This window comes from Hymenobacter sp. UYP22 (assembly GCF_040547285.1).
Lineage (GTDB): Bacteria > Bacteroidota > Bacteroidia > Cytophagales > Hymenobacteraceae > Hymenobacter.
In genome coordinates, this window is the sequence record NZ_JBEPPK010000002.1 from 420319 (window position 1) to 433214 (window position 12896).

A 12896-nucleotide genomic window follows, 5' to 3' on the forward strand; every position below is an offset into this window, starting at 1 on the left:
AGGTTTTTTGCTTTGCAAAAGATAGGGAGATTTTAAGATGCCAGGGACTTTCCCTGGCTAGTTATTCTCAATAAATATTACGCTTGCAGCGTTTATCAGGGGAACGAGCAGGCCGGCGGGTACGTTAAACTACCACGGGCGCTCTGCTGGTCTGCCGACTTGCCAAGGGCTTGTTTTTCACTCTGATTCCTTTCCATATGAACCGCATTTCCCGTTTTTTAGCCCGTCCGCTGGCCCTCTCGGTGCTTGGTTTGGGCTTGCTGCTGGGCGTCAGCGGCTGCGCATCCACCGCACGCGTGGGCGTTACCTCCGATTTTGATCATTCCGTAAACTTCCGGGCCTACAAAACCTGGTCGTGGTACCCAACGCAGCCTATTGACACCGAAGGCGGCCCGGCCAAGGGGTACGAGTCGTTTCTGGATAAGCGTATTCGCTCGGCCGTGGAGCAGCAGCTGGCTCAGAAAGGCCTGACGTACTCTGATAAAAACCCCGATGTGTACGTAGCTTATAGTGCCCGCGTGGAGGATAAGCAGCGAGCCACTAACTCGCCGTATGGTCCTTTCGGTTACCCCTATGGCTACTACGGCTACGGCGGCTTCTATAACCGGGGCGGCTACGTGACCGACTACAAAGCCGGTACCGTTATCCTCGATTTTGTGGATGTGAAGCGCAAGGAGTTGGCGTGGCGTGGCCAGGGCCAAGCTCAGGTCGACCAGCAAACCATTTCCGAAACCGAGGTGCAGCGCATTGTCACCAGCATTCTGGGCAACTACCCGCCCGGTGCCGAACAGGCCAGCCGATAAGAATCAGCTTATCGTATCTAAAAAAGGGACGCTGCGTAAAGCAGCGTCCCTTTTTTTTTATGTCTCACGCACGGACGTCTGGCTAGGTGGCGTAAAAAGTAAGACGGCGCATTCTGCCTCAGAACAGAAAACTCTTATGCCCATAGTTGTCCCAGCTGTACAGCGGTATCTGGTGCCCGCCTTGCCGGTGGGCACACACGGTCTGCATTCAAAGCTACTGGTTCGCTCACACCGCCTCTGAGGCAAGGCTGACGGCACACAAAAGCCCCACCTCTGAGAAAGAAGTGGGGCTTAGTTAATGTAGTAAAGCCGTGTGCTTGCCAGCGCGCTGCTAGATGGGTACGTTCACGTGACGCTCGGCGTGGTAGCTGGAGCGCACCAGCGGGCCGCTTTCCACGTATTTCAGGCCCCGGCGAAGACCTTCTTCCTTATAGTGGGCGAACAGGTCGGGGTGAATGAACTCGGCTACCTCAATGTGGCGCTTGGTGGGCTGCAGATACTGCCCCAGGGTCAGAATATCGAGGCCGTTAGCCACTAGGTCATCCATGGCCTGGTACATTTCGTCCTGCTTTTCGCCCAAACCCAGCATAATGCCCGATTTGGTGCGCTTGCCGGCTTCCTTCGTGCGCCGGATCTGCTCCAGGCTCCGGTCGTACTTGGCCTGGGGGCGCACGAGGCGGTAGAGACTGCCTACCGTTTCCATGTTGTGCGATACTACTTCCTGGCCACCGGCAATCATGGTTTCCAGCGCCGCCCAGTTGGCCTTCACGTCCGGAATCAGTGTTTCGATGGTGGTGGTGGGGCTGAGTTGCTTGGTTTGCACCACGGTTTCATACCACACGCTGGCACCCCGGTCTTTCAGCTCGTCACGGTTCACGCTGGTAAGTACCGCGTGCTTCACGCCCATCAGCTGAATGGCTTCGGCCACGCGGCGGGGCTCGTCGAGGTCATACTCATTGGGCCGGCCGGTGGCCACGGCGCAGAACGAGCAGGAGCGCGTACACACGTTGCCCAGAATCATAAAGGTAGCCGTACCCGCGCCCCAGCACTCGCCCATGTTGGGGCAGTTGCCGGATTCGCAGATAGTGTGCAGTTTGTGTTCGTCCACCAGGCGGCGGACGTTGGCGTAGGCCGGGCCCACGGGCAGCTTCACACGTAGCCAGTCGGGCTTACGCGCTTTGGCAGGAGCCACAGGGGCTACTGCTTCGGGCTGAATGATGGGCAGAGTCAGCAACAGTTCATCCATGCTGCAAAGGTAAGGGGAATGCGTGGCGGAATAGTCCACTGCTAAGACAATTCCAGCCGGTAAGAGGTTTCCCGGATGCTTCGTTCAGCCCAAAGCCCCGGCCCAAGTTCCGGATAGGGACGTTGGCCGGGGCTTTTGATGCTTGGTACCTGTTTTAGTTGCGGCTTCCGAGGTATACCGTGAGGTACACGGAAGGCAAAAAACGGTCATTTAGAGCTTCATCCGAAAGAGTTCGGGCTCGAATGATAGGTGGGGCTTTGGTGTAGGCTTCTACTAGTGCCCCTACTTCTACCCCAGCCACGGCGTCGCGGTAGCGGCCATACTCAAAGCTCAGCGCCCCCCGAATGTGGGCTCCTACCTGTACATCGGTATTGCTGACGCCCGAAAACAGCGGTGCCCGATCTATAATCCGTCTTTCCTCGTGAATCTGCGGGTCGAACTGCTCGTTCCGGTAATCGGTGGGGTTCACCTGCGGATCAGAGGTGTAGTTGTAGGTAATATAGTAGGGCAGCAGCAAGCCAATGGATGGCCCGGCACTCAGCAACCCGTTTACTTGCACGCCCGAATCGGGAGCTTTACGGAAAATGACCCGCTGCACGCCCACGGAGGACCGGGCCACGAAGAAGTAGTTGCTTTTGCCAGGCACGATAACGCCCCCGTAGAAAGTACCGGATTTTTGCTCCTTGGGGTGTTTTACTTCCACCAGATCAATGCTCCAGAAACGGGCCCAATCCTGGTTAAGTAGCTTGGTGGAGCGCACCGTGGCCCCGCCAATCAGGCCGCCCCGCGTGTTGAAGTTTACTCCGTAAATCAGCTCCTTCCGGTAGGAGGGCTCATCGTTGTTGGAAGCCAGGGTTTGCTTGAGTTGCTGGGCTTGGCCTTGGGGCGCGAGGCCCAATACGGCCGCCAGCAGGCCACCACCGAAAACAAGCAGAGTACGCACAGGTTGAGTCGGAATAGAAGGACGGGAAATAAAATACCGGCTCAGCGGCAACAAGCCGCCAACCCTGCCGAAAGTACGTAAATTTACATGCATACCCTGCTTACCTAATTCAACCTGACATGAGCACAGCCACTGCCCGTTACGCCGGAAACCTACGCACTGAAGCCACTCACCTGGCCTCGGGCAATACCATCCTCACCGACGCCCCCGTGGACAACCACGGCCGGGGGGAGGCCTTCTCCCCCACTGACTTGGTATGCTCGGCGCTGGGCTCCTGCATGATGACGATAATGGGCATCGTAGCCGCCCGCCAAGAGGTGGACCTAACAAGTGTAACCTGGGAAGTAACCAAGCACATGGTGGCCGAGCCGCGCCGCATCGGGCAGATTGACCTTACATTTCGGTTGCCGGCTACCCTCTCCGAAAAAGAGCGTGCCACCCTCGAAAATGCTGCCCGTACCTGCCCGGTGGCACTTAGCCTGAACCCGGAAATACACCAGGAAGTTCGGTTCCTGTACGAGTAGCGAAATGGTGAAATAGTGAACTGGTGAGTTCGACGTTTTGACGGTGCTACTTGCGCCACTTGCGCAGTGAGAGCCAACAGAACGTTAAACTCACTATCTCACTATTTCACTAGTTCCTTCACCTCACTGAGCTTGATGCCCATGTGGGAGGAGTCGAGGGTGCATTCGCCGTTTTGGATGAGCAGGAGTTGCGGCGACTCGTGGTGAATGCTGAATTTCTGAGCTATTTCCTGCGAAATGGGCCGAAAGCGCAGCAAGTCCAGGTAGTATATCTTGGCGTTATCAAGGCCGGCATCGGCCCACTGGCGCTCCACCTTGCCTTTGGCCATGGCGCTGATGGAACAGGTGGTACTATGCTTAAAAATCAGGACAGGTTGCTCAAAGGACTCCCGAACGATGTCGGTGAGTTGCTCAGATTCGGTGAGGGGTTGCCAGGGTGCCATGGGCGGAAGTGGTTCGGTGAAAATTACTGCGCGGCGGCGCGCTTCTTCCGCAGACGCAAATTGACGCGGGATGGTTCGCTTACGCGGGGCGCGCCGGCCCGATCGAAACGGTAGCTATCCTGGCCGGGTGGCGGTGCTACTACCTCTTGCTTGCCCCCACCCTGATGCTTTAGCTCAGGCTTGGTCACGGTCAGGTGCGAGTCTTTGTAGCGGGCATTGAATTTTTCAGCATCCCGGAGCGCCTTGCGGTTGGCCACGCGCTGCTGAGCAGGGTTGGTAGACTCCAGTTGGGCCAGGGCCGGAGTACTGGCCAAGCTCAGCCCTACTGCCACACAGAATAAGAAGTAACGCATATATACTGAGTGAAACGGTGAACAATTAGCAAACTACGTAACAGCAACTTACCTGAACAGCACCAAGTTAGAAGGGGAGCGTGAAACCCAGGAACTTGCGCTGCCCTACTTTATGCTTGAGGCGACGGCGCTCCATTTTGGGCTTTTTCAGCAAGCCATTCTTGTCGTAGCTATTCTTTTGGGTTTTTACTGCCTCCTTCTCTACGTCCAGGGCCCGCCCATCGGCCGATTCATTGCCCGGGGTTTTAGCCTTTTTTACCTTGGGCTGCGGTGGTCCCTGGGGGTTCGGAATCCGGTAGCTGTGGCAGGCCGGGGCCGCCAGTAACCATCCTGCAGCCAGCAGCAGTAAACAAAAGCGGCGAAAAGTACCGGGTAATTTCATGATACGCGAGGGTTCTGCCGGGCAGCAGATTAGAGCGGCAAAGTACGGAATGCCGGCCGGCCATCTGTTATTCCGGGCGGAGCGGGGAAGCTGGGTTGCTTCATAGGTGCCGTAAATCCAGCTTCCTCGCTCCGCTCGGAATGACAGCAATTAGTAGTTGCGCAGCTTCTCAATGGCTTCGCGGAGGCGCTGCTGGGGCAGGAACTGCTTTTCCAGCGGGGGCGCGAAGGGCACGGCCGTATCCAGGGACGCTACGCGCAGAATGGGGGCATCAAGGCTGCGGAAGCAATGCTCGGCAATCCAGGCCCCGATTTCGCCGGCCAGGCCACCGGTCAGGGTGTCCTCGTGCAGCAGGATGATGCGGCCGTTCTTCTCCACCGTCTGGCGCACGGCGTCTTCATCCCAGGGCAGCAAAGTGCGCAGGTCCAGGATATCGGCATCCACGCCCAGCTCCTCTACCGCAGCCAGGGCCCAGTGCACGCCCGCGCCGTAGGTGATGATGCTCATTTCCTGACCTTCCCGCACCAGTGCGGCCTTGCCGATGGGTGTGGTGTAGTAGGCATCCGGCACGGGCGCCGAGAGGCTGCGGTAGAGGAGCTTGTGCTCGAAGAACATTACTGGGTTGGGGTCTTCGAAGGCGGCGCAGAGCAGGCCCTTGGCATCCACGGGGTTGCTGGGGAATACCACTTTCAGGCCGGGCGTGTGGGTAAACCAGGCCTCGTTGCTTTGGGAGTGGAAGGGTCCGGCGGCGGTGCCGGCGCCAGTGGGCATGCGCACCACCACGTCGGCATTCTGGCCCCAGCGGTAGTGGCTTTTGGCCAAGTTGTTCACAATCTGGTTGAAGCCGCAGGTCACGAAATCGGCAAACTGCATTTCCACCATGGCCTTTTTGCCCTTGATGCTCAGGCCCAGCCCAGCCCCCACAATGGCCGACTCGCACAAAGGCGTGTTGCGCACCCGACCCTTGCCAAATTGCGCCACGAAGCCATCGGTAATCTTGAATACGCCGCCGTATTCGGCAATATCCTGGCCCATGAGTACCAGCTCGGGGTACCGCTCCATGCTCTGGCGCAGCCCGTCCGAAATGGCATCGACGTAGCGTTTGTCAGTTGTAGAACTTAGAGTTGAGAAGTTAGAACTAAGAGGCGAAACAGCTACACCAGCCGTTTCCGGAGCTCTAAGTTCTAAGCTCTCGTCTCTCAGCTCACCCACTGGCGCGTACATATCCGTTACTTCCTGCTCCGAGGCCGTGGGCATGGGCTCGGCGTCGGCCAGGCGCAGGCCTTCCTCGATTTCGCGCTTGATGGTTTCGCGGAAGCGCATGCGGGCTTCTTCATCGAGGATGCCCTCGGCCAGAAGCCACTTTTCGAAGTTCTCCACCGGGTCTTTTTGGGCCCACTGCTCAAACAGCTCCTGGGGCACGTACTTAGTGCCGCTGGCTTCCTCGTGGCCGCGCATGCGGAAGGTGAGGGCCTCCAGCAGCACGGGGCGGGGGTTCTGGCGCAGGTCTTCGGCCAGGCGGCGCACGGTGTCGTACACTTCCAACACGTTGTTGCCATCTACCTGCACGGCCTCCATGCCGTAGGCGGGGCCCTTATCCACAAAGTAGCGGAAGCGGAACTGCTCGTTGCTGGGGGTGCTGAGGCCGTAGCCGTTGTTTTCGATGATGAAGATGACCGGCAGTTGCCACACGGCGGCCACGTTTAGGGCCTCGTGGAAGTCGCCCTCCGAAGCGCCGCCGTCGCCGCTATACGTCACGGTTACTTTGGGCCGATTTTCCAGCGTATCGGCCAAAGCAATGCCGCCGGCCACGGCCAGCTGCGGCCCCAGATGCGAAATCATGCCCACGATGTGGTGCTCGTTGGTACCGAAGTGGAACGACCGGTCCCGGCCCTTGGTGAAGCCCAATGTTTTGCCCTGCCACTGGGCAAACAGCCGGTCGAGGGGCACGTTGCGGCCCGTGAACACGCCCAGGTTGCGGTGCAGGGGCAAAATGTACTCGTCCGAATCTAGGGCCAGGGTGCTGCCCACCGAAATGGCCTCCTGCCCAATACCCGAAAACCACTTACTCACCTTGCCCTGACGGAGCAGAATGAGCATTTTCTCCTCAATCATGCGGGGCTTGAGCAGATGCTGGTAGAGGTGGAGCAGGGTGTCGTTCGAGTAGTCTTTCCGGTCGAAGTGCATCGGGAATCGGCTGAGTGTGGTGGGTGGGGCCAAAAGTACGGGTTTGGGCCGGATGGGAAATTATAGCCGCCGGTTTGTGGAATAGGCAGGCACGCGGCATCTATCTTCGGGGCCCAATTCCCGGCCCTATCCTATCTGCATGATTCGACTCTACTCCTTCGGCCTGTTGCTGCCGCTCTCCTTCCCCGCCCTAGCCCAGCAGACCGATACCGTCCGGCTGTCTGAAGTGGTTGTGCCGGATTCTGTAATGCGCGTTACTTACCGTTGTCCAACTGTTCAATATATATCGAGCTACCACCGAATCCTCCCTTTCCTCCCCATCCAAGAACAACTCCGCCAAGTAGCCGGAGTGCAGGCCACGCCATACTCGGGCGCACCGGGGGCGCAGGTAGCGGTGCGGATTCGGGGGGCGGCCAGCCTGGCCAGCAACGCCCAGCCATTGTACGTGGTGGATGGGGTACCGGTATTTCAGCACACGTTCCGGCCGAATGCAAGCAACTCGCTCGGGGGCGTGGTGCCGGCCGAGGCTCAGGAGCTGGATGTGAACCCGCTGCTGAGCATTCCTAGTGAGGACATCGAGCAGGTGGAAGTGCTGAAAGGGGCCTACGAAACCGCGCTGTACGGCTCCCAGGGCATCAACGGCGTGATTCGCATTACTACCAAGCGGGGCACCAGCGGTAAGCCGCGCCTGCGCTACACCGGCTACGGCGGGGTGCAGCAGGCCCGTAACCGCTACGAGCTGCTGGATGCCCGAGAGCTTGCTACCCTCGCCAACGATGCCGAGCAGCGCTACAACCGCCCGCCCCGCTATTCGGCCGCAGAGTTGGCAGCCCTGAGTACCGGCACCGACTGGCAACAAGAGGTACTGCGTACGGCGGCAGTGCAGGAGCATTATGTAGGCCTGACGGGCGGCACCGCCGCTACTCGCTACGCTCTCGGGGCCGACTATTTGAACCAGCAGGGCGTGGTGTTAAACTCGCGGCTGCGCCGCTACTCCACCCGGGCTGCCTTCACGCAGCAGATAGGCCAGCGGCTGCGCCTGGAGGCAAGTGGTGGTCTGGCTCAGGTGGAGCAGCGGGTGCCAACGACAAACGTGGTGCCAGCAACCTTGTTTGCCCTGCCTACCCTTCCCTCCGACTTCGAGCCCGCCACGCCTACCACTACCAACCCGATGCGCCTAGCGCAGACCGACTACCAAACGCCCACGCACCGCCGGCTGCTGCTTCAGGCCCTAGCCCACTACGACTTGGGCGGGGGCCTGGCGTTGGATGGGCGGGTTGGGCTGGAGCGCGCTACGCTTCGCAGCCGCTCCTATCAGCCATACTTCGGCACGCCCTCAAGCTCTGTACAGGGCCTGTTTACTGCTTCTTATCGCCAGTGGGTGCTCAATCCGGCGCTCAGTTTTATCCGCCGCTTTAGGGAGGACCGGCACGCAGTTACGGCCCGCCTGGAAGCCATGCGTCAAGCCCAGTATACTACCTCCGAGCAAGCTGACTTTATGGTGGGCCAGCCGGCCAGCCTGAGCGGAAACGTCAGCACCGTCCAGGCCCGCCAGGATTTTTACCAGCTTACGGCTGGCTACACATTTGATGAGCGGTATCAGGTGCAAGCCACCCTCCGCCGCGACGGCGCGAGCTCCTTTGCCCCGGATAACCGGTGGGCCTGGCTCCCGGGGGCCCAGGTGCGCTGGCACGCGGCCCGGGAAAACTTCTGGACCTCAGCTCCCAGTACACTGGATGTGTGGGTGGGGTGGGGTCGCGCTTCAGGGGCGGGCCACTACGGCCGTAACTACTTTCAGATTCTAGTGCCGGGCCAGGGTGGTCTTGTACAGATATTACCTCTGGCTCTGCCCGAGCTTACCCGGCAGGTGGATGCAGGCGTTGAAGCCGGTCTTTTCAACAGCCACCTTACTGTAACGGCCCAGGCTTACGCCCGTCGCACTACTAGCACAGTGCACACACAGGGCCTGCTAACGTCGCCAAGAACTACTCAGGACTACCTGCACAACACCGGGCTGGAGCTGACGCTACAAGGCCACTGGCAGGCCGGCAAGCTGCAGGGTACCAGCCGGCTGGCCGCCGCCGTTAACCGTAACCGGTTTGAAACCAGTAGTATCACCTCGTACTTTTTTCCCTACCAGCGCACCCTCGATGGGCAACCCATCAGTACGTTTTACGGCTACCGCACCCAGGGCCTTGATGCTACCGGCAGCCCGCGCTACGAGAATGTGAACGGTAATGGACAAATCGACCCGCTGGATCGGCAACCGTTGGGCAGCGGCTTGCCCCGGCAGTTAGTCAGCTTCAGCCAGCAACTCACGCTGGGCCGGTTTGAGGCGCAGTTGCAGGCCGATGGCATGTTTGGCTACCAGATGTACAACACTACCCTGCAATTTCTGGATGCGACTAGCGGCTTCACCAATGCCTCCCGCCGGGTGCTGGACAGATGGACGCCCACGCATACCGATACGGATGTGCCGGTAGCGGGCACCAATCTACCAGTATTCAGCTCCTATACGCTGCAATCGGGCAACCACGTGCGGTTATCGGCCCTCACGTTCAGCTACAAAGTATGGGAGAAGGAGGCCCGCAACGTGCAGATCTGGCTGGGTGGCCAGAACCTGCTGGTGCTGTCGAAATACCGGGGTTATGACCCCAACGTCAGCTCCGCCGGCTCCGACAACCAGCAGGCTGGGCTGGATGTCGGCGCGTACCCAGTGGCGCGCACGTTTCTGGTGGGCGTGCGGGCTACTTTGTAAGTAAGCCTCGTATAGCAGCTGCCGAAAGCCGGAAACTTCTGTTTCGGGCGTCCGGTTGTGTACTTTGCCGGCCCATTCGGCCGTTTCCTTCCCGACTTCCCCTGCATGATTCATTTCGAAGAATTCACCCTTGCCAACGGCCTGCGCTGCATTGTGCACGAAGACCACAGCACCCCCATGGCCGTGCTCAACGTGCTCTACAACGTAGGTTCCCGCGATGAGAACCCCGAGCACACCGGCTTCGCCCACCTCTTTGAACACCTGATGTTTTCGGGCTCAGTGAATATTCCCAGCTACGACGAGCCGTTGCAGCTGGTAGGTGGCGAAAACAACGCCTTCACCTCCCCCGACATTACCAATTACTACCTCACCCTACCCGCTGCCAACCTGGAAACCGGTTTCTGGCTGGAATCGGATAGGATGCTGAACCTGGCTTTCTCCGAAAATGGTTTGGAAGTGCAGCGCAAGGTGGTAGTGGAGGAGTTCAAGCAGAACTACCTCAACCAGCCCTACGGCGACGTCTGGCTGAAGCTACGCCCTCTGGCCTACCAGCACCACCCCTATCAGTGGGCCACCATCGGCAAGGAAGTAGCGCACATCGAAGACGCCACCATGCAGCAGGTGCGCGACTTTTTCGCCAAGCACTACTCGCCCGCCAACGCCATTCTGGTAGTAGCCGGCGACGTGACAGTGACCGAAGCCCAGCGCTTGGCCGAAAAGTGGTTCGGGCCCATTCCGGGCGGCATCCGCTACGACCGGAACCTTACCCCGGAGCCCCGTCAGGAAGAAGCCCGTTTCCTGGAAATAACCGCCGAGGTTCCGCTGTCGGCGCTGTATAAGGTGTACCACATGCCTGGCCGGAGTGAGGCCGCCTATCACGCCGCCGATTTGCTGTCTGACGTGCTGGGCCGGGGCAAATCGAGCCGCCTGTACCAGCAATTGGTGAAGGAGCGGCCGTTGTTCAACTCTTTGTCGGCCTCGGTAATGGGCTCCCTGGAGCCAGGTTTGCTAGTGGTGAGTGGCAAGCTGAATGCCGGCGTTACGCTGGAAGAAGCTGACGCTGCCGTAGAAGCCGTGTTGGCTGAATTAAGTGCCACTGAGGTTCCGGCTGAAGAGCTGGAGAAGGTAAAGAATCAAGCGGAGGTCAGCATCGTGTTTAGTGAGATAGAGCTGCTGAACCGAGCCATGAATCTGGCCTTTAGTAAGCTTCTCGGCGACGCCAACTTGGTGAATGAAGAAAGCGCCAAGGTACAGGCCGTAACGCCCGCCCAAGTGCAAGCGGCCGCCCAGGAGGTGTTGCGCCCCACCAACTGCAGCACCCTCTACTACCGCGCCCAGCCCGTAGCCGAAACCGTTTTAACGGCGGAAGAAGTAGAAGCTTAGTTCCTAGTCGAGCTGAACATAAAATCCCCGACCGGCAGTGCCGGTCGGGGATTTTATGTTCAGGTGCTGAAGCTAGCAAGCAGAGCAGGCCCGTGGCTTACCAGCCACTGCCGCCGCTACCCCAACCGTCATCAGCCTTTTTCTTGGGGGCAGCTTTCTTCACCGGAGCAGCCGTTTTTTTGGTAGCCGTGGTGCCGGCACCGCCTGCTTTGGTGGCAGCGCTAGCACTAGCTGCTTTGGAAGCCGGGGCAGGGGTAGCGGCTACCGGAGCGGGCTCAGGCTCGGGAGCTACAATAGGGGCGGGAGCAGGCGTAGGCGGAACCGGGTCAGAGGCGCGCACTGAGCGACGGATGTAGGGGGCCAAGGGGCGTCCCCGATAGTCGGTGGTTACGCGGCGCGAAGGAGCAGCCGAGAAACCCGGAGCCAGGCTAGCGCCAATTGGCTGCTCGGGGGCAGAGGCAGCTGCTCCGCCGCCAGCGGCCGAGCCACTGGCACCCCATTCGCCACCTGCTGGGGCAGCGGCCGGAGTTGGGGCCGCAACCGGCTCAGCAACTGGCGCTACAGCTGCTTTAGTAGCCGTTTTGGTAGCAGTAGTAGTGGTTTTCTTGGCCGCAGGTTTGGCCGCCGGAGCGCCCCAACCATCGGAAGAACCCCAGCCGTCATCGGCCTTTTTTTTCTGTGCAGCCGCTGGGGCTGCTATCAGTACGCCACCTAGCAGCAGGAGCGGGAGGAATTGTCGAGTCATGGTAAACGGAATATTTAGCAGCTTCTTACCGCAAAGGTACGGCACCCTGCGCGGGCCCAAAACCCCCGCTTCATATTTTGCCCAAACGTAAGCGTCGGTAGTAAGTTCCCGGTAGCCGCTACAAAAAAGCAACCAACAGACTCTCCGGCGCTTACGCACATTTTCAGGGCTAACGCTCGGCCATTCGCTTTCGGTATACTTACGACCACCGAGGAAAAGCAGGTTGTGGTCATAGTAGAAACTTAGCAGTTTCGCCTGATGCTAGTACCCTGCTACTCACACCAACTGCCCGCTCGCAGCCAAGCGGAACAGGCAGTTGGTTCACCTTAGATCAAATTATCTGACAGGAGGCGAGTTACCAGCCAGCCGCTACTGTTGAGTTGTCAGTGGGCTGCTGGGACGTGACGGTGGTGTTAGCGGAGGTTTTGCGCAGGGGTCGGCCATTGTAGTCGGTGCTCACGCCCCGGTGGGGAGCAGTATTCATACCGGGAGCTAACATCACCCCCGAAGAGCGCATCATGGGGTCCTCTTGGGCTACGTCTACTGAGCGGGGGCGCTTGGATTTAGCCTTCACCACGGGGCGGCCGTGGTAGTCGGTGCTGGTACCCCGGTAGGGAGAAGAGCTCATACCCGGTGCCACCAGCACCCCCGATGACTGCATCATCGGGTCACTGTCGGAGGCTGCTACGGTGGGCGTTTCAGCACCCCGCACTTCCCACCCCGATACTTCCTGCTGAGCCGGTGCACCCGTCGTCCAACCCCAATCGTCATCGGCAGCTGGCGCCGCGCTGCTGTTAGCCGCTTTGGAAGCCGGCGCTTTTTTTACTGTTTGAGCCTGGGCCTGGGGCGCGCTGAGGAAGGCCGCCGCAACAGCGGCAGCGAAGAGAAACCGTTTCATCGGAGTACAAAGCAAGAAAGGTGGATACTTGTGCCCACTTGGCCGCGGGCTACTGCCAACGGCCGACTGACGGGTGGCGCCCCACGTCCAGTACTGTGTGCCGGTTGTGTTTGGGTACTTTGCAGCAACCGTACCAACTTTTGCAGCCACCGGCTTGGAACGGAAAATTCATGATTGCCCGGGCTGTTTTGAGCCTGAAATGACGTTTAGTTGCGGGTAAAACGCCTAAAA

General features: G+C 59.4%; 12 protein-coding genes. 4 read left to right on the forward strand and 8 right to left on the reverse strand.

The features are described from left to right. The first annotated feature begins 197 nt into the window (after positions 1-197). A complete protein-coding gene (locus ABIB60_RS05175; protein ID WP_354578196.1) occupies positions 198-803 on the forward strand; it encodes a DUF4136 domain-containing protein in 606 nt (201 codons plus the stop codon). Between the two features lie 331 nt (positions 804-1134). Here the strand turns inward: ABIB60_RS05175 and lipA are convergent, their stop codons facing one another. Continuing rightward, positions 1135-2037: a lipoyl synthase gene (gene lipA / locus ABIB60_RS05180; protein ID WP_502915104.1), complete on the reverse strand. Its 903-nt coding sequence runs from the start codon at positions 2035-2037 to the stop codon at positions 1135-1137. 166 nt (positions 2038-2203) lie between these two features. Beyond that, on the reverse strand, positions 2204-2992 hold the full coding sequence (locus ABIB60_RS05185; RefSeq protein WP_354578198.1) for a hypothetical protein: 789 nt from the start codon (positions 2990-2992) through the stop codon (positions 2204-2206). A gap of 119 nt (positions 2993-3111) precedes the next feature. Between ABIB60_RS05185 and ABIB60_RS05190 the strand changes: the two genes are divergently transcribed. Then, positions 3112-3516 (forward strand): OsmC family protein, encoded by a 405-nt coding sequence (locus ABIB60_RS05190; RefSeq protein ID WP_354578200.1) that lies wholly within the window; start codon positions 3112-3114, stop codon positions 3514-3516. Between the two features lie 101 nt (positions 3517-3617). Here the strand turns inward: ABIB60_RS05190 and ytxJ are convergent, their stop codons facing one another. From ytxJ to ABIB60_RS05210, 4 genes are all read right to left on the reverse strand, one after another. Beyond that, positions 3618-3959, reverse strand: coding sequence for a bacillithiol system redox-active protein YtxJ (ytxJ, locus tag ABIB60_RS05195; RefSeq protein ID WP_354578201.1), 342 nt, complete (start codon positions 3957-3959; stop codon positions 3618-3620). A 23-nt stretch (positions 3960-3982) separates the two neighbouring features. After that, positions 3983-4312, reverse strand: coding sequence for a hypothetical protein (locus tag ABIB60_RS05200; protein ID WP_354578202.1), 330 nt, complete (start codon positions 4310-4312; stop codon positions 3983-3985). 67 nt (positions 4313-4379) lie between these two features. Continuing rightward, a complete protein-coding gene (locus ABIB60_RS05205) occupies positions 4380-4694 on the reverse strand; it encodes a hypothetical protein (RefSeq protein WP_354578204.1) in 315 nt (104 codons plus the stop codon). Between the two features lie 150 nt (positions 4695-4844). Then, complete coding sequence (locus tag ABIB60_RS05210; protein ID WP_354578205.1) at positions 4845-6881, reverse strand: alpha-ketoacid dehydrogenase subunit alpha/beta; 2037 nt, start codon at positions 6879-6881, stop codon at positions 4845-4847. Positions 6882-7020: 139 nt separating this feature from the next. Between ABIB60_RS05210 and ABIB60_RS05215 the strand changes: the two genes are divergently transcribed. Continuing rightward, on the forward strand, positions 7021-9639 hold the full coding sequence (locus tag ABIB60_RS05215) for a SusC/RagA family TonB-linked outer membrane protein (protein WP_354578206.1): 2619 nt from the start codon (positions 7021-7023) through the stop codon (positions 9637-9639). A 105-nt stretch (positions 9640-9744) separates the two neighbouring features. Next, positions 9745-11022 (forward strand): M16 family metallopeptidase, encoded by a 1278-nt coding sequence (locus ABIB60_RS05220; RefSeq protein WP_354578208.1) that lies wholly within the window; start codon positions 9745-9747, stop codon positions 11020-11022. A 97-nt stretch (positions 11023-11119) separates the two neighbouring features. Here the strand turns inward: ABIB60_RS05220 and ABIB60_RS05225 are convergent, their stop codons facing one another. Together ABIB60_RS05225 and ABIB60_RS05230 are read right to left on the reverse strand one after the other, a co-directional pair. Next, positions 11120-11767 (reverse strand): hypothetical protein, encoded by a 648-nt coding sequence (locus ABIB60_RS05225; protein WP_354578209.1) that lies wholly within the window; start codon positions 11765-11767, stop codon positions 11120-11122. Positions 11768-12122: 355 nt separating this feature from the next. Then, on the reverse strand, positions 12123-12665 hold the full coding sequence (locus ABIB60_RS05230; RefSeq protein ID WP_354578210.1) for a hypothetical protein: 543 nt from the start codon (positions 12663-12665) through the stop codon (positions 12123-12125). Positions 12666-12896 lie beyond the last annotated feature (231 nt).